This is a genomic window from Micromonospora sp. CA-111912, assembly GCF_050948415.1.
In the GTDB taxonomy this organism is placed as follows: Bacteria; Actinomycetota; Actinomycetes; order Mycobacteriales; family Micromonosporaceae; genus Micromonospora.
Genome location: NZ_CP192007.1, coordinates 2,609,624 through 2,628,097 on the forward strand (window position 1 = coordinate 2,609,624; position 18,474 = coordinate 2,628,097).

The window sequence follows — 18,474 nt, forward strand, 5'->3', positions numbered from 1 at the left end:
GCGTGTGCAGGGCGGCCGTCCTTCAACGCTGGGCATCATCGCCATCACCCGTCGTGTTCGTCGACAGTGGATAGAAGCGTCTCCTGTGACGTTCGGTGGTCGTCAAGCGCGTTTTGGCTGATCACGACGTTCAAGCTCGTCACCCAACGCAACCCTCGGTTGATGCATTGACACTGACCGTGTTTGTTCCCTAGTTTCATGCCACTTTCATCCACGGGGGAGGGCGACGTGCGACGTCGTAGTTTGATGAGTTGCGTCCGAAGACGCGCACTGTGTCCTGTCTCGAAAGGCCTGGCCTCCCGAGCCGGGCAGCTGGGCGGTGCCCCGCCCCCCGCGTCGGTGTCGGTGTCGATCGTCGGCCGCGCCACTGACCGCCACGACCTGACCTGGTCCCGATCTGATCGCGGGCGGCCGGTCAAGGCCGCCCAGGGTGTGCTGCCGGTGCCGCGGACCTGGGCAACCACGTCAAAGGCGCCAACGACATGGGTCAGGTCCGGCAGGGCGTCCTGACCGACTCGGAGATCCTCGGCATCGCCAGCGAGGTGTAGTCCACCCTCCCACCGGGAGCAGCCCGGCGGTAGCAGAGCCCGCTGTCGCGCCGGCCATCCGAACCTCCTCAGGTCCATCTGAGGCATCACCCCCCTTTCCGCATCAGCAGGAGGTCACACGTGCGTCCCCGTACCTGGACACGTTCTTCGAGATGGTGGGCCGGCGGTGTGGCCGCCGTGCTGGCGGTCGCCGCCGGCGCGGCGACCGCCCCGGTCGAGACGGTGCCCGCCGCGGCGGCCGCGCCCGCTCCCGCGCAGGCGGACAGCCTGACCGAAGCCGAGGCCCTCGCGGCGGCGAAGCGGCTGGGCTCGCCCGTCGAGGTGACGAGCCTCAGGGCCGAGAGTTCCCGGGTCGTCGCGGATCCGCACGGCGGCCTGGTCCTGGAGTCCTACCCGGTACCGAGGTGGACGAAGGACCGCGACGGCAGCGGGTGGCGGAAGATCGACACCCGGCTGCAGAAGCACGCGGACGGCAGTGTCGCGCCGATCGCGACCCTGGCCGATGTGACCTTCTCCGGCGGTGGCCCGGCGTCGGGTGTACGCCTGCCGGTGGACGGCGGGCAGGTGGCACTGTCCTGGCCCGGCGTGTTGCCGGCTCCGCGGATCGACGGTGACACCGCGGTCTACGACTCGGTGCTGCCGGAGGTGGACCTGCGGCTACGGGCGCTGGCTGACGGCTTCACGTGGGCGCTGGTGGTGAAGTCCGCCGCTGCGGCGGCGAACCCGGCGCTCGACGAGCTGCGGTTCGGCCTGGAGACCACCGGGTCTCTGGTGAGGCGCACCCGCACCGGTGGCGGGTTCGAGGTGGTCGGCAGCTCGGGTACTCCGGTGCTGTCTGCGGGCGGCGCGCTGATGTGGGACTCGTCCGGACTGACCTCGGCGGCCCAAGCGGCGAAGAGCCAGGCCGTGTCAGCGTTCGCGGCGCAGGAGAAGCGGGAGGCGGTGCGGTCCGCGCCGGACCGCGCGCGCAAGGTGGAGCTGTCGGCCGCAGTGCAGGGCGGGGACCTGGTGGTCCGACCGGACCTGGCGCTGCTGCGTGGCAAGGAAACCACCTACCCGGTGGTGATCGACCCGTGGACCACCATCAACAAGATCCGGTGGGGTTACGCCAACTCGACCAACGCCACCCGGGACGACGGCATCGTCCGGGTGGGCAACAACATCGACGGCTCCGGTGTCTACCGGTCATACTTCTCCTTCGGGCTGACGACCCTGTCCGGCAAGACGATCCGCACCGCCAAGTTCCTGACCGAGATGACGCACTCGTGGTCGTGCACCTCGACGCCGGTGAACCTGTGGCGTACGGCGGACCTGACCACCACCGGTAAGCAGACTTGGTCCGGGCCGAGCTTCTCCACCTGGCTGGAGGAGCGGTCCGGGCACGCGCACAAGCCGTCCGGCGGCGCGGGTTGCGGCGACGACCCGCAGCCGGACCTGCCGATGGAGTTCTCCAGCACCAACCTGAAGAACGACATCATCGCCAACCGTGGCCAGTCCATCTACACCCTGGCCCTGTCGACTCGGCAGTCCGACGGGACCTCCGAGTCGACGGACTCCTGGTGGAAGAAGTTCGACGCGGCGCAGACGAAGCTGTCGATCGAGTACAACACCAACCCGACCACGCCCACGGCCGCCCAACTGTCGACGCACGCCGGCTACACCGCGCCCGCGCAGGCGTGTGCCACCGGGACGTCCCGGCCCATGGTGCGAGCGGACTACCCGTGGCTGAAGGCGACGCTGAGCGATCCCGACGGCAGCAACGGCGGCTCCCTGTCCGGCACGTTCACCCTCCAGAAGCTGGTGAACTCGGTGTGGACGACGGTGACCGGTTGGCCCAAGGTCGACTCCGGGGTGGCACCGGGCGCCAAGGCCGAGGCGCAGCTGACCACGAAGACGGTCAACGGCGACACCTACCGCTGGCAGGTGCAGACCAAGGACACCCTGGGGGGCGCGTCGGGCCTGTCGCCGTGGTGCGAGTTCTACGTGGACTACTCCGCCCCCGCGTTCACCCCGATGGTGGCCGCGACGGACGGGCTCTACCTGGAGTCGCCGCCGCTGGGCACCAACCAGGACATGCGCGGCTCGGCCGGTTACTCCGGGAAGTTCACCTTCTCGGCCAACGGCGCCACCGACGTGTACTCCTACGTCTACCAGATCGCCGGCGGGCCGGAGATGACCGTCAACGCGGCCACCCTCGGCGGATCGGCAGCGGTCTGGGTCACCCCGAACTCGATCGGCGAGAACGTCCTGACGGTGCGCAGCCGGGACCAGGCCGGCAACACCTCCGCCCCGTACGACTACGTCTTCCTCGCCGACAACTACTCCGGCCCGAAGGCGCACTGGGCCATCGACGAGGGAACCGGCACCACCTTCACCAACAAGGTCAGCGGCGGCGCGTCGGCCACCCTCAGCCCGAGTCCCTACTGGGCGGATTCCCGGCTGATCGGCACGCACAAGAGCAGGGGGAAGGACTGGGCGGTCAAGTTCGACGGCACCGACGACCAGGCCGTAACGGCCGGTCCGGTCGTCGACACCGCCCGCAGCTTCTCCTTCGCGGCGTGGGTCCGCGCCGACGCCGTGGGCGGCATCGTGGTGTCCCAGCCCGGTACCAACAAGAGTCCCTTCGAGCTGCAGTACTTCCCGACGAAGCAGCGCTGGTGCTTCGTCAGCTACGCCTCCGACGTGGTTAGCGGAACCGCTACCTCGACGCCTGCCTGTACGCCGGACCCGGTCCAGGTCGGCGTCTGGGTCCACCTGGCCGGGGTCTACGACGCCGGCTCCAGCACCCCGCTGAGCCTGTACGTGAACGGCATCCGCAAGGGAACCGGCTCGCTCGGCGCGCCGGCCTGGTCCTCGACCGGCCCGCTGACCATCGGTCGGGGTCGCAACGGCACGCCCGCCGGCGCCTTCAACGGCCCGATCAGTGAGGTGCGGGTCTGGGACCGGGTCATCGACCCGGACGTCGACCTCATGCCCATCGTCGAGCCGGTCCTCGTCGGCCAGTGGGACATGGAGGAGTACGACTACGAGGACCCGCGCCAGGAGGGTGACGCCTCGGGCTACCAGCACCTGCTGAACCTCAGCCCGATGCCGACGGTCGACTGGTCCGACCTCGCGGGCTACGACTCCAGCGGACTGCGATTCGACGGGGTCTCCGGCTACACCCAGACCGACGCGCCGGTGCTGCGAACCGACCAGTCGTACACGGTGTCGGCCTGGGCCCGCTGGACCGGAGGCACCGGCGCCCGCACCGTCATCGCGCAGGACGGCAACGCGGTCTCCGGCTTCTTCCTGGCCTGCCGCAGCGACACGACCGGCACCAAATGGTCGGTGATGAACCGGAGCAGCGACTCGGCGTCCAGCGGAGCGCGGTACGCCATCGGCGGCAACTGCGTGGCGAACATGTGGACCCACCTCACTGTCGTGCAGGACGTCTCCGCGCAGACGCTCAGCCTCTACATCAACGGTGCCCTCGCGGCGACCATCACCGCTGCCGCCCCGTGGAACGCCACAGGTCCCCTCACCGTGGGCCGGGCCAAATGGAACGCACCGACGGACTGGTTCACCGGTGACGTCGACCGGGTGCGGGTCTGGCAGGGCGCGCTGAGCGCTGCCGACGTGCAGGCGGTCTTCGCGGGGGCCTGAACCCCACCGCCTACCGGCCGGTCCGGTCACCACCACCAGGTGGCGGCCGGCCCGGCCCGGCGCACCGCCACAACCCCGTGTGCGGTGCGCGAACACCTTTCCAAATGAAAGGAACTACGTGAGAACGGTCAGAACCAGCCGGTCCCACCGCCGTGGGCGGCGCGTGCCGGCGTTCGGCACCACGGGGCACAGGGGCCGCAGGCTCCTCGCCGCCGGTCTGCTCGCGGTGCTCGCGGGCACGACCGGTGGTCAGGTGCCCGCCCAGGCGCAGCAGGCCGCCCAGGTCAAGCGGCTGGAGGCGCAACGCTACGAGTCCGTACCCGTCCAGCGGGTCAAGCCCACCAAACCCGGACCCGAGCCCGAGGAAGCCGCGGCCAAGGTCCGGCGTCCGGCGCCGGTCTGGCCGGCGGCAGGGTCCGCCGAGGTCAGCCTGACGACCACCGCCGCGGGCGCGCGGTCGGTGGCCGGTGCGGGGGTACGGGCCGGCACGCTGCCGGTGACCGTACGTCCGGTGGCCTCGGCCTCGGCGCGGACGGCCACTGCGGTACCCGGCAAGGTGCGGGTGGAGGTGCTGCCGAAGGCGAAGGCCGAGGCGGCGGGGATCAACGGTGTGCTGCTGCGGGTGGGGCGTACCGACGGGGTCGCCTCGGCAGGGCAGGTCGAGGTCGGTGTGGACTACGCGGCGTTCGCCTCGGCGTACGGGGCGGACTGGTCCTCGCGGCTGCGGCTGGTGCGGGTGCCGGAATGCGCGCTGAACACGCCGGGCGCCAAGGGCTGCGAGCTGGTGCCGTTGGCGTCGCGCAACGAGGCGCGGACCCGGACGGTGTCGGCGCCGGTGGCGGTGGCACCGATCCGTGCCGCGGTGTCGAGGACGGACGCGAAGCGGCTGGGGCTGCCCTCGACGGCGGCGCTGGCCGGCACGTTGGTCGCGGTGACCAGCGGCCCGTCGGGCGGGGCGGGCGACTTCACCGCCTCCAGCCTCGCGCCCTCCTCCTCGTGGAGCCACGGCGGCGCGACCGGAGGCTTTCAGTGGTCGTACCCGATGCGGATGCCTGCCGGTCCGGGTGGACCGGCGCCCGGCCTGGGCCTCGGCTATTCCTCGCAGGCAGTGGATGGCCGGCAGGCGGCGACGAACAACCAGCCGGGCGCTTACGGCGAGGGCTTCGACTACTCGCCGGGCTTCGTCGAGCGGCAGTACAAGAGCTGTGCCGACGACATGGGTGGCACGGCGAACAACACCACCAAGACCGGTGACCTCTGCTGGGGCACGGAGAACGCGATGCTCTCCCTCAACGGCTCGTCCGTCGAGCTGTTGAAGGGTAGCGACGGGAAGTGGCACCCGCGTCGGGAGGACGGGTCGAAGGTCGAGCTGTTGACCTCGCCGGCCTACAGCAACGGTGACAACGACAACGAGTACTGGAAGGTCACCACCACTGACGGTACCCAGTACTGGTTCGGCCGGCACCAGCTGCCGGGCTGGTCCACCGGCCGTCCGGTGACCAACTCGGTGCTGACTGTTCCTGTTTTCGGCAACAACCCGGGTGAACCCTGCAACGCCAGCACCTTTGCCGCATCCGATTGCGGCGGCGGCAAGAAGCAGGCGTGGCGGTGGAACCTGGACTACGTCCAGGACATCCACGGCAACACCATGTCGCTGTGGTGGTCGAAGGAGACCAGCCACTACGCGAAGAACATGACCTACGCGACTCCGGTCACGTACGACCGGGCCGGCTACCTGACCCGGATCGACTATGGCAGCGACAACCGGGACAACAACGAGTATGCGGCCGGCAGCCCGTACATTGAGAATGTCCCGGCTCGGGTGGACTTCACACATGCCGACCGCTGCCTGGCGAACTGCACCACCAAGAACGCCACCACCTGGCCGGACACCCCCTGGGACCAGGAGTGCACCGCCACCACCAACCCCTGCCTGAACGTTTCCCCGACGTTCTGGTCGGCGAAGCGGACCACGGTCATCGCCACGAAGGTGTGGAAGGCGGTGACGTCGTCCTACCAGGCGGCGGACTCGTGGACCTTCCGGCAGAGTTTTCCCGATCCCGGTGACGGCAGCCGGGCCGGACTCTGGCTGGAGGGGATCACCCACCGTGGCCTGAACGGCACCACGGTCACGGCACCCGAGGTGACCTTCTCGGGCATCCAGATGCAGAACCGGGTCGATTCCTCGGGCAGCGACTGGGCCCTGGCGATGAACTGGTGGCGGGTCAACTCCATCAGGCTCGAGACAGGTGGCGAGATCTTCGTGACCTACAGCCCGCGCCAGTGCGTCGTGGGCAGCGTCATGCCGAGCTCCACCGCGCTGGACAGCAACACGCTGCGTTGCTACCCGGTCAAGTGGACGCCGCAGGGCTACACCGACCCGGTCACCGACTACTTCCACAAGTACGTGGTGACCGAGGTCCAGCAGATCGACCACCTCGGCGGCGCTCGTCCGCTGCGCACCGCCTATGAGTACGTCAACACCGGCAACCAGCCGTTGTGGCATTACGACGAGGACACCGGGCTCGCTCCCGACGAGCGCAAGAGCTGGTCGCAGTGGCGGGGCTACCCGACGGTCATCACCTACAACGGTGAAGGCGCCGAGCGGACCAAGAGCGAGACGCTCTACTTTCGCGGCATGTACGGCGACAAGCTCGCGGCCGGCGGCACCCGTACGACCCAGGTCCAGGGCCTCGAGGGCGGGGCGACCAACGACTACGACCAATACGCCGGCACTCCCCGCGAGACGGTCAACTGGTTAGGATCGACGATTCTGTCAGCCACCCTCAACGAGATGTGGCGTTCCGACCCGCCGACGGCTACGCGTGCCGGCACGCCGATCGCCGAGGCTCGGTACTCCCGCGTCCGCGTGGCCCGAACCCGGATGACCACGGACACCGGGGTGCGCCGGAGCGCGTCGACCACCACCTTCGACAGCTACGGTATGCCCACGTTGCAGGAGGACAGCGGTGACGACAGTAGCGCCGGCGATGAGCGGTGCACGCAGACCGAGTATGTGCGGAACACCGGCAACTGGTTGTTGACGCCGACCAAGCGGATCAACGGCTGGGTGGGCACCTGCGCCAGCAGCCCCACCAGCGAGGACCAGATCACCGGCGACACCAAGTTCAGCTACGACTCCTTGGTCTACGGCACGGCACCGACCAAGGGTTTGCTGACCAACACGGAGAAGCTCAAGAGTTTCACCAGCGGGACGCGCCTCTACCAGCAGATGGCAACGGCGAAGTACGACTCAGTGGGCCGGATGGTCGAAACCACAGACGTCGCCGGGGAGAAGACGGCCAAGGCATACACCCCGGCGGCCGGCGGCCCGGTGACGCAGGTGGTCACCACCACGCCATTGCTGTGGACTGAGACTGTCAACTTGGACCCGGTATCCGGTCTCCCGGTAATGAACACCGACGTCAATGGCCGGGTCACGGAATACACGTACGACGCCATGGGGCGGAACCTCGCGGTGTGGAGGCCGGGTCGGTCGAAGGCGACGTTCCCATCCGATCCGTCGACCAGTTACACCTACACGCTGTCAAAGACGGCCCCGTCGTCCATCGCCACCAAGGCGCTGAACGCGAGGGGTGCCTACGACACGTCGTACGCTCTGCTGGATGCGCTGAGCCGGCCCCGTCAGACCCAGGAGGTGGCGTACGGCGGCGGTCGAATCCTGACCGACACCTTCTACGACGCGGCCGGCCGGATCTATAAGGCCAACTCCGCTTACTACAACAGCGGGACAGCTGGCACGACTCTCTACTCGGGCCCCGACGCCGACGTCCCCAGCCAGACCCGTACGCTCTACGACGCGGCAGGACGACAGACCCACTCGCTGTTGCTCACCTCCGTGGCCAGCGTCCAAACCGAAAAGGCCCGCACCTCCACCACCTACCATGGTGACCATGTCACGGTGGAGCCACCGGTGGGACAATCCGCGACCACTATCTGGACTGACGCGCAGGGGCGAACGGAAAAGCTCTGGCAGTACCACAGTCGAACTGCCGCCGGCACGTACGACGAGACGACCTACACGTACCACCCGATCGGTCAACTGGCCACGGTCACAGACGCCTCGGGCAACAACTGGTCGTATGACTATGACCTCCAGGGCCGGCCGATCTCATCGGCCGATCCCGACAAGGGCGCTTCAACGCTGCAGTACAACGCGACGGGGGACCTGGAGAGGACCACCGACTCCCGGCCCGACACTCCGGACCTCTGGTATAACTACGATCGGCTCGGTCGCCTGCTCAACGTACGAGAGGGCAGCCTGACCGGGGCGAAGCGACTCGAGTACACCTATGACCTCCCGGTCAAGGGCGCGACCAGGTCTGCCTCGCGATGGATCGGCGCAGATGAGTACAAGTCCGAGACCATCACGGTCGACGCGCAGTACCGACCGACGCAGACCAAGCTCACTTTGCCGACCTCGCAAGCTGGCTTCTGCGGCATCGGTGCCACCACCTGCAGCTTCATCTCCAAGGCCAGCTTCCGGGTCGACGGCTCACCCAACACCATGACCCTGCCGGCGGCCGGAGGGCTCAGCCAGGAGATCCTCACCTACGAGTACGACTCGACGTACGCGATGGCGGACAAGCTGGCCACCGACTACGGGGACGCCAGCTACTACGCCATCCAGTCGGGCTACACCAACCTGTTCGAGCTGAGCACCCTCACCAGGGCCACCGCGTTGACCGGGGCGAAGTTCGTGCAGACGACCGACCGGTACGACGATGGCACCGGCCGGGTGAAGAGCAGCGCGATCATCCGCTCCACGTCACCGTCGTACATCGCGAACACCTTCTACGACTACGACGCCAGCGGAAACATTCTCAAGATCGATGACAACTCCGGGGCCCGGCCGCAGGACACCCAGTGCTTCACGTACGACCACCAACGCCGGCTCACCGAGGCTTGGACGCCTTCCTCCTACGACTGCGGCACCAAGCCGCAGGTCAACACGGATGTGGGCGGCCCGGCACCGTACTGGCAGCAGTGGTCATTCGGCGCACCGGACGACCCTAAGGGCCGGATCGGCAACCGGTTGACCCAGACCGAGCGGGGCACCTCGACCGGCACGGTGACCACGAGCTACTCCTACCCCGTGGCGGGGGCCGTCCAGCCACACCGGCTCGACGGGTGGAGCAGGACCGATAGCACCGGCACCACGACGGCGTCGTATACCTATGACGCCGCCGGCAACATGAAGACCCGCCCCGGGCCCAACGGCCAGCAGAACATGGCCTGGGATGCCGAGGGGCACCTGGCCACGCTGACCGACAGCAACGGCGCCAACTCCTACATCTACGACGCTGGTGGCAACCGGCTCATCGCCACCGATCCCGCCGGCAGCACGCTTTTCCTGGGCGACCAGGAGGTACGCAAGAACGCCAGCACCGGCCAGGTCGATGCGACCCGGTACTACTCGTTCAACGGCGAAGCCATCGCCCAGCGCACGGTCACCGGGATTAGTTGGCTGGCCAGCGATCACCAGGGCACCTCGCAGGTCAGTGTCGGCACTGATACCAACCAGACCATCGCCCAGCGCCGACAGACGCCGTATGGGGCCCCACGGGGTGGCGCGGTCTCCTGGCCGAACAAGCAGGGTTTTTTGGGCGGTTACCAGGACCCGACCGGGCTCACCCACCTGGGCGCCAGGGAGTACGACCCCACAATCGGCCGCTTTATCTCGGTGGATCCGATTAACGACCCCGGCAACCCACAGCAGTTGCCGGCGTACACATACGCTGCCAACAACCCGATCACCTACAGTGACCCGAGCGGCGAGATTATTCCGGAATACGGGAATCCGGCTGCCAACGGACTCGACGTCTGCGCATTTCTGAATGTCGGCGGCTACGCGTGCCAGAACATGATGGAAGGAACGACCGGACAGGGCGAGGGCGAGGACACTCGCCCCGCCAGCGGCAGCGGCTTCCCGAAGAAGAGCGGCTCCCAGAAGGCGCACGAGAGTCTCGAAGCCTGTGGCTTGTTCATCGCCGGCTTGGGTGCGGTGTGTGACGGGATTAACGCTGGCATCTATATCAAGGAAGGCAACTGGAAAGAGGCCGCCCTTTCCGGGGTGTCGTCGATTCCGGTCGTCGACTGGGCCTGCAAGATCAAATCGTTCTGCAAGCAGGCCATCGGCTGGGTCGGCGACAAGGCGAAGGCTCTCGTCGGTAAAGCGCCGCTCGGAAAGGCTCCGGCGATCAACCCGGCGGCCGAGGCCCGCGAGATGAATGCGCTCAAGCAGGAAATCCGCCAGGCTGCGAAGAACCCGCCGCCCCCGAAAACGCCGAAGCCGCCGACGAAGGAGACAGGGCCGGGGAATAAGGGAAAGACCGGCGGGGAGAACGGCGGTGGAGCCCCGAGGTCACGTGACGGTTGCCCGACCCACAGTTTCGACCCGGCTACGCCGGTCCTCATGGCGGACGGTACCGAGCGCCCGATCGCCGAGGTGCGCGTCGGTGACGAGGTCCTCTCCCAGGATCCGGAAACGGGGGACTCCAGCGCCGAGGCCGTTGAGCGATTGCACGTCAACCAGGATGAGGAACTCACGGATCTCGTCATCCGAAATAAGGATGGCAAGTTCGGCACACTGCGGACCACACAGCACCACCCGGTCTGGAGCGAAAGTCGGAAAGAGTGGACCGACGCGGGTGACCTTCGGCCGGCCGAGTGGCTGAAGACGCCGACCGGGGATGCGGCGATAGTAGCCAGGATTCAAAACTTCCTCGGTCACAAGACCATGCGCGATCTCACCGTCTCCAACGTCCACACGTACTTCGTGGTCGTCGGGAAGATACCGGTCCTGGTTCACAACTGCGGGGCCAGCCACAAGACCCTGCCGAGCAGGAATGCTGCGTTCAGGGATGCGAAACGCGATCTCGGTATCCCCATGAGCCAACAGCCGGAGGCAGTCCGATCAGTGCCGATGACGGCCCCTCGTGGCGGTAGTCAGATCATGAACGAGAGCTATCAGCCGGTGATGACTCGGGAGTACATTTTCGTGCGGGGTGGAGGTGAACGAGTGGTCATCCAGGACCATTCCTTCGGGCACCGCTTCGGAGAGGGCGGAGTCGGTGATCAGGGCCCGCACCTGAATGTCCGGCCGTGGGACAATGTCCGGACTGGTAAGGTCCCAGGCGCTGCCGAACACTATGAGTACTAGCGGGTGGATATGAGTTGGTTGGACCTGGTGACCAACCCGCAGGGGTTGCGGGAGATTTTTCGAGGGGACGTGCCCTCCCTTGACGCAGTCGATGTGCATGATTTTTTGATCGACCGTGAGGGGCCGACACTGAGGATCAGGCTGGATCTCCGTACGTTTCCCGCCGACCCCCCTGTCAAGTGGCGGCGTAGCGGATTCAACACCGTGCAGGTCGAACTCCTGTTCGGCGGGATCAGTAACCTGTCGCTGGAGGGTGTCTCGGTCGATATGGTTGCCGATGTGAACATCCGTCGTGACGTGAAGATAGCCCTTGCGATTACTTCCCCAACGGTGCGCGTGACTGCGACGTCGGCTTCGGTGACGATTTCGCGTATAGCGGGCTACGTCAACGGCGAGCGCTCGGGAACACGCCCCGGAACCGTTCAGTAAAACCCGCTGCAGGTCCGTTGCCAGGAGTCGGGTGTCGCCACAACCAACTGACGCCACTCGGCTTCTGGCTCCACTCGGATCCTGGCCCGCCGGCCAGGATCTGCTGAGGTCGGTCGGGGCGACCGCTGAAGGAGACGCGGGCCACGGCCGTCGGCGCGGACGGTGGAGCCGCCGAGATCACCTCGGTAGGGTGGGTGCCGGTCGACTCCGACCACCAAGATCCACATCGCCGGGGGGCGTCACGCATGGCTGATTCGTTCGCGCATCTGCACGTGCACACCGAGTACTCGATGCTCGACGGTGCGGCCCGGCTCAAGGACCTCTTCGCCGAGGCCAACCGGCTGGGCATGTCGGCGGTCGCGATGACCGACCACGGCAACATGCACGGCGCGAACGACTTCTACAAGCAGGCGATGGCCGCCGGGATCACCCCGGTCCTGGGCGTCGAGGCGTACGTTGCGCCCGAGTCGCGGTACCACAAGGCGCGGGTGAAGTGGGGCCGGCCGGAGCAGAAGAGCGACGACATCTCCGGCAACGGCGCGATCACCCACAAGACGATGTGGGCGGCCAACAAGACGGGCCTGCACAACCTGTTCACGCTCAACTCGCGCGCCTCCATGGAGGGTCACTACGTCAAGTGGCCCCGGATGGACATGGAGCTGATCGCCGAGCACGCCGAGGGGATCATGGCCACCACCGGCTGCCCCTCCGGCGCCGTGCAGACCCGGCTGCGGCTCGGCCAGTTCGACGAGGCGCTCAAGGTCGCCTCCGCGTACCAGGACATCTTCGGCAAGGAGAACTACTTCCTGGAGCTGATGGACCACGGGCTGAGCATCGAGCAGCGGGTCCGTGAGGGGCTCACCGAGATCGGGAAGACGCTCGGCATCCCCCCGGTGGTCACCAACGACTCGCATTACACCCACGAGGCCCAGGCCGAGGCGCACGACGTCCTGCTCTGCGTGCAGACCGGCAGCAACATCGCCGACCCGAACCGGTTCCGCTTCGAGGGCGGCGGCTACTTCATCAAGTCCGCCGACCAGATGCGCGCGGTGGACTCCTCGGAGCTGTGGTTGGAGGGCTGCCGGAACACCCTGCTGGTCGCGGAGAAGGTCGACCCGACGGGGATGTTCGAGTTCCACAACCTGATGCCGCGGTTCCCCGTTCCGGAGGGGGAGACCGAGGAGTCCTGGTTCCGCAAGGAGACCTTCGCCGGGCTGGCCCGCCGTTACCCCGGTGGCATCCCCGAGGGCCACGTCGTCCAGGCGGAGTACGAGCTGGGCGTCATCATCCAGATGGGCTTCCCGTCGTACTTCCTCGTGGTCGCCGACTTCATCCAGTGGGCGAAGAACCAGGGCATCGCGGTGGGCCCGGGCCGTGGCTCGGCCGCAGGCTCCCTCGTCGCGTACGCGCTGGGCATCACCGACCTGGACCCGATCCAGCACGGGCTGATCTTCGAGCGGTTCCTCAACCCCGAGCGCGTCTCGATGCCGGACGTCGACATCGACTTCGACGAGCGCCGGCGCGGCGAGGTGATCAAGTACGTCACCGACAAGTGGGGCGAGGACAAGGTCGCCCAGATCGCCACCTTCGGCACGATCAAGGCGAAGGCCGCGATCAAGGACTCGGCCCGGGTGCTCGGCTTCCCGTACGCGGTCGGCGACCGGATCACCAAGGCGATGCCCCCGGCGGTGATGGGCAAGGACATCCCGCTGTCGGGCATCTTCGACCCGAAGCACCCCCGCTACGCCGAGGCCGGGGAGATCCGCGGCCTGTACGAGTCGGACCCGGACGTGCGTAAGGTGATCGACACCGCGAAGGGCATCGAGGGGCTGATCCGGCAGACCGGCGTGCACGCCGCTGGCGTGATCATGTCCGCCGAGCCGATCATCGAGCACATCCCGCTGACGCGCCGGGACGCCGACGGGGCCATCATCACCCAGTTCGACTACCCGACGTGTGAGTCGCTCGGGCTGTTGAAGATGGACTTCCTCGGCCTGCGCAACCTGACGATCATCGACGACGCGGTCAAGAACATCCAGCTCAACCACGGCAAGGAACTCGACCTGCTGGGGCTGCCGCTGGACGACAAGCCCGCGTACGAGCTGCTGGCCCGGGGCGACACCCTCGGGGTGTTCCAGCTCGACGGCGGGCCGATGCGCTCGCTGCTGCGGCTGATGAAGCCGGACAACTTCGAGGACATCTCCGCCGTCCTGGCGCTCTACCGGCCCGGCCCGATGGGCGTCGACTCGCACACCAACTACGCGCTGCGCAAGAACGGCCTCCAGGAGATCACCCCGATCCACCCGCAGCTGGAGGAGCCGCTGCGGGAGATCCTCGCCCCCACCCACGGCCTGATCGTCTACCAGGAGCAGGTGCAGCGCGCCGCGCAGATCCTGGCCGGCTACACCCTCGGCCAGGCCGACCTGTTGCGCCGGGCGATGGGCAAGAAGAAGAAGGAGATCCTCGACAAGGAGTTCGTCCCGTTCCGGGACGGCTGCCGCGAGCGCGGCTACTCCGACGAGGCCATCCAGGCCGTGTGGGACGTGCTGGTCCCGTTCGCCGGGTACGCCTTCAACAAGGCCCACTCCGCCGCGTACGGCCTGGTCTCCTACTGGACGGCGTACCTGAAGGCGCACTACCCGGCCGAGTACATGGCCGGGCTGCTCACCTCCGTCGGCGACGACAAGGACAAGATGGCGCTCTACCTGGCGGAGTGCCGGCGGATGGGCATCCAGGTCCTCCCGCCCGACGTGAACACCTCCGCCGGGCCGTTCACCCCGGTCGGCAAGGACATCCGGTTCGGCCTCGCCGCCATCCGCAACGTCGGCGCGAACGTCGTCGCCTCGATCATGCGCTGCCGATCGGAGAAGGGCGAGTACGCCGACTTCTACGACTTCCTGTCCAAGGTCGACGCGGTGGTCTGCAACAAGAAGACCATCGAATCGCTGATCAAGGCCGGCGCGTTCGACGTGATGGGCCACCCCCGCCGGGGCCTGCTCGCCGTGCACGCCGACGCCATCGACGCGTACGCCGACGTCAAGCGCAAGGAGGCCGTCGGCCAGTACGACCTGTTCGGCGCCGGCTTCGGCGACGCGGAGGCCACCGGCAGCACCACGGTCATGCCGACCATCGGCGACAGCGAGTGGGACAAGCGGGACAAGCTGGCCTTCGAGCGGGAGATGCTCGGCCTGTACGTCTCCGACCATCCGCTGTTCGGCCTGGAGCACGTGCTCAACGCCGCGGCCGACTGCACCATCGCCTCGCTGTCCGAGGAGGGCACCGTTCCCGACGGCGCGGTGGTCACCCTCGCCGGCATCCTCTCCGGCGTGCAGCGCCGGGTCACCAAGCAGGGCCGGGCCTGGGCCTCGGCCACCCTCGAGGATCTCGCCGGCGGCGTCGAGACGCTGTTCTTCCCGAACACGTACGAGGTGATCGGCCAGTACATCGCCGAGGACGCCATCGTGGTGGTCAAGGGGCGGGTGGACCGCCGCGACGACACCCCGCGCATGATGGCGATGGACATGCAGCTCCCCGACGTCAGCAGCAGCCCGGGCAGCAAGCCGGTCACCCTGACCATCCCGGTGCACCGGTGCACGCCCCCGCTGGTGGAGCGGCTCAAGGAGACGCTGGTGCTGCACCCCGGCGACACCGAGGTGCACGTGAAACTCCTCAACGGCGGCAAGACCACCACTCTGCGGCTCGGGCCGTTCCGGGTCGCCGCCACCACCGCGCTGATGGGCGACCTGAAGAGCGTCCTCGGCCCGGCCAACGTGACCTGACCCGGCCAACGTGACCTTCATCCGGCCGCCGGCCGGGGTGGCGGCGGGGCCGGTCGCTCCGGCAGCATGGCGGGCGTGACCGACACCCTGCCCGCCGACGGGGCCGGCCGGCCGCCGCTGCGGGTCCGCGACCTGGTCCCCGCGTATCTCGACTACGCCCGCGCCGCCGCCGACTCGCCCCCGGGGCGGTGGTCCGAGCTGTGGCGGTCCCGCTACCTCGACCGGCACCCGGAGGTCTTCGCCGCAGCCCTGGACCGGGCCGGGGAGTTCTCCGGCGGCGACGACCTCCCGGCCGCCCTCGCCCGACTGGCCGAGGCGGGGGCCGGGACGGAGCTGTCCCGCCGTGCCGGCCTGCTCACGGCCGAGCTGCCCGACGCGGTACGGGCGGTCGCCGCCGTGCTGGACTGGCCCGGCGACGACGACCCGTTCGACTGCGTGACCCTGGTCGGCCTGCACCGGGCCAACGGCTGGGCCGGCCGGCTCGACGGCCGGTACGCCCTCTTCCTCGCCGTCGAGCAGCTCGCCGACCCCGCCGAGGCCCGTCTCCTGGTGCGCCACGAGGCTGCGCACGTCGTGCACGATCGGCTGGCAACCATCCGCGACTGGCCGGAGCACGGGGTCGCCGCCCTGCTGCTCGCCGAGGGGCTGGCCACCGAGGTGAGCGCTGAGACCGACCCGGGCCTGCCGGACGAGGCGTATCTGTGGTTCCGCCGACCCGGTCAGGCACCGTGGCTTGCGGAGTGCCGGCGCCGCTGGCCGGAGATCCTCGATCGGATCACCGCCGACCTCGACGCCACCACCGGCGACCGGTACGCCCCGTACTTCCTCATGCGGGACCTGCCCGGTGGCGACCTGCCGAAGCGCTGCGGCTACCTGGTCGGGCTGCGGGTGGTCCGCGAGCTGCGGCGGCGGCACCCGCTGCCGGAGATCGCCCGCTGGGACCTGGACCGGGCGGTGCCGGAGCTGCGCCGGGCCCTCGGGGCGCTCGCCGTCGCGTCCTGAGCCCGGCCGCACCGAGCGGGCGCGCCGTGTCCCAGCGACGGCCACGGCCGGTGGATTGGCGCTGCCGGCGGCCGGTGCCCCCGCGTTAGCGTCGCGGCATGGAGCTGGAGCAGGCACTGAAACTGTGGCAGCCGGAACCCGGCTGGCTGAACACTGCCACCTACGGGCTGCCGCCCGAGCCGGCCTGGGCGGCGTTGCAGGAGGCGCTGGCCGACTGGCGGGTGGGGCGGACCTCCTGGGAGGGCTGGGGCGAGTCGACCGAGCGGGCCCGCGCGGCCTTCGCCGGCCTGGTCGGGGTGCCGGCCGCCGACGTCGCGGTCGGCAGCACCGTCTCCCAGATGCTCGCCCCGGTCGCGGCGGCGCTGCCGCCCGGCGCGACGGTGGTTGTCCCGGAGGTCGAGTTCACCTCCAACCTCTTCCCCTGGCTGGTGCAGGCCGAGCGCGGCGTCGAGGTGCGCACCGTCCCGGCCGGGGGCCTGGTCGACGCCATCGACGCCGGCACCGACCTGGTCGCGTTCAGCCTGGTGCAGTCCGCCGACGGCACGATCGCCGACTACGACGGGATCGTGGCCGCCGCCCGGGCGCACGGCGCGCTGGTGGCCGTCGACGCCACCCAGGCGTGCGGCTGGCTGCCGTTCGACGCGGGCCGGGCCGACGTGGTGGCGGTCGGCGGGTACAAGTGGCTGATGGGGCCGCGCGGCACGGCCTTCACCTACTTGGCCCCGGCCCTGCGTGAGCGGCTGCGCCCCGACGCGGCCGGCTGGTACGCGGCCGGGGACCCGCGAACGTCCCACTACGGGCCACCCCTGCGGCTGGCCGACGACGCCCGGCGGCTCGACATCTCCCCGGCCTGGTTCAGTTGGGTCGGCGCCGCTCCCGCACTGGAACTGCTCGCCGAGATCGGGGTGCCGGCGGTGCGCGAGCACGACGTGGCGCTGGCCAACCGGTTCCTCGCCGGCCTGGGTCAGCCGCCGGGGGACAGCGCGATCGTCACCGTCGATGTGCCCGACGCGCGGGATCGGCTGGAACGCGCCGGGATCCGGGCGGCGGTACGCGCCGGTCGGGTCCGGGCCTCGTTCCATCTGTACACCTCGCAGGCCGACGTCGACCTGGCCCTGGATGCGCTGATCGGCTGACCAGGTCGCCCACCGCCGCGCCGCCGGACACGCCGCTGGCCGGGCCCCCTTGTCGGGGGCCCGGCCGGTTGGCTGTTCGGTGGTGCGGGGGTCAGCTGTTCCAGTGCTGGGCGACGAGGTCGGCGGCCTGCTGTTCCCACTGGGCGTAGTGGTCGGGGTACGCCGACACCTGCACGGTCTGCGCGGCCTTGGTCAGGGGCATGTCCTGCCAGCCGTCGACCTGCTTGAGGCCCTTGAGGAACGCGAGGGTGGAGTATTCGGGGTCGGTGATCTGCTCCACCGTGCCCCAGCCGGAGGTGGGGCGTTGCTGGAACAGGCCCTGCGAGTCGTGGTCGTTGCGGTCACCGAGGTGACCCAGGTTCTCCAGCTTCGACTCCTGCAGGGCGGTGCCGATGGAGATGACGGCGGCCCGTTCGTCCATGCCGGCCTTCTTCGTGGCGGCGATGATCGCCTTGACGTTGGCGGTCTGCTCGTCGTCAAGCTGGATGCGGGACTGGTCGCCCTGCACGCCGTGCGGGATCAGCTTGCCCTTGTCGATGCCCGGCTTGTCGGCCTGCACGGCGACGGCGGTGGTCGGGGTGGATTCGGTGGTGGGGGTGGCGTGGGCGGTGGCGGGGCCGGCGAACACGCCGCCGGCGAAGGCGAGTCCAGCGATTCCGAGAACGCTCTTACGCATGATCGTGTTCATGGGGGTGTCTCCAATCGGGGGTCGACACACGCCGCCCCTTGGGGAGGGGCGGGGGTGTGAGCAC

Annotated in this window: 7 protein-coding genes; 6 read left to right on the forward strand and 1 reads right to left on the reverse strand. The window is 68.8% G+C overall.

Annotation, left to right across the window (positions count from 1 at the left end; genetic code table 11):
* Positions 1-716: 716 nt before the first annotated feature.
* The 6 genes from ACQPZO_RS11000 (at position 717) to ACQPZO_RS11025 (ending at position 17,722) form a co-directional block, all read left to right on the forward strand.
* A complete protein-coding gene (locus ACQPZO_RS11000; RefSeq protein WP_433349408.1) occupies positions 717-4,193 on the forward strand; it encodes a LamG domain-containing protein in 3,477 nt (1,158 codons plus the stop codon).
* A gap of 118 nt (positions 4,194-4,311) precedes the next feature.
* On the forward strand, positions 4,312-11,376 hold the full coding sequence (locus ACQPZO_RS11005; RefSeq protein WP_433349410.1) for an HNH/endonuclease VII fold putative polymorphic toxin: 7,065 nt from the start codon (positions 4,312-4,314) through the stop codon (positions 11,374-11,376).
* A gap of 27 nt (positions 11,377-11,403) precedes the next feature.
* Positions 11,404-11,805: an Imm50 family immunity protein gene (locus ACQPZO_RS11010; RefSeq protein WP_433349412.1), complete on the forward strand. Its 402-nt coding sequence runs from the start codon at positions 11,404-11,406 to the stop codon at positions 11,803-11,805.
* Between the two features lie 245 nt (positions 11,806-12,050).
* On the forward strand, positions 12,051-15,584 hold the full coding sequence (dnaE, locus tag ACQPZO_RS11015) for a DNA polymerase III subunit alpha (RefSeq protein WP_433349414.1): 3,534 nt from the start codon (positions 12,051-12,053) through the stop codon (positions 15,582-15,584).
* A gap of 75 nt (positions 15,585-15,659) precedes the next feature.
* Positions 15,660-16,586, forward strand: a complete 927-nt coding sequence (locus ACQPZO_RS11020) for a hypothetical protein (RefSeq protein WP_433349416.1) — start codon at positions 15,660-15,662, stop codon at positions 16,584-16,586.
* Between the two features lie 98 nt (positions 16,587-16,684).
* Positions 16,685-17,722 carry an aminotransferase class V-fold PLP-dependent enzyme gene (locus ACQPZO_RS11025; protein WP_433349417.1) on the forward strand — a complete coding sequence of 346 codons (1,038 nt, stop codon included), beginning with the start codon at positions 16,685-16,687 and terminating at the stop codon, positions 17,720-17,722.
* A gap of 91 nt (positions 17,723-17,813) precedes the next feature.
* Here ACQPZO_RS11025 and ACQPZO_RS11030 read toward each other — a convergent pair whose 3' ends face one another.
* Complete coding sequence (locus ACQPZO_RS11030; protein ID WP_433349420.1) at positions 17,814-18,410, reverse strand: hypothetical protein; 597 nt, start codon at positions 18,408-18,410, stop codon at positions 17,814-17,816.
* Positions 18,411-18,474 lie beyond the last annotated feature (64 nt).

Excerpts from the sequence above, each read along its gene's own strand:
- dnaE (WP_433349414.1), top strand. The coding sequence starts at position 12,051 with ATGGCTGATTCGTTCGCGCATCTGCACGTGCACACCGAGTACTCGATG.
- ACQPZO_RS11025 (WP_433349417.1), top strand. The coding sequence starts at position 16,685 with ATGGAGCTGGAGCAGGCACTGAAACTGTGGCAGCCGGAACCCGGCTGG.
- ACQPZO_RS11030 (WP_433349420.1), bottom strand. The coding sequence starts at position 18,410 with ATGAACACGATCATGCGTAAGAGCGTTCTCGGAATCGCTGGACTCGCC.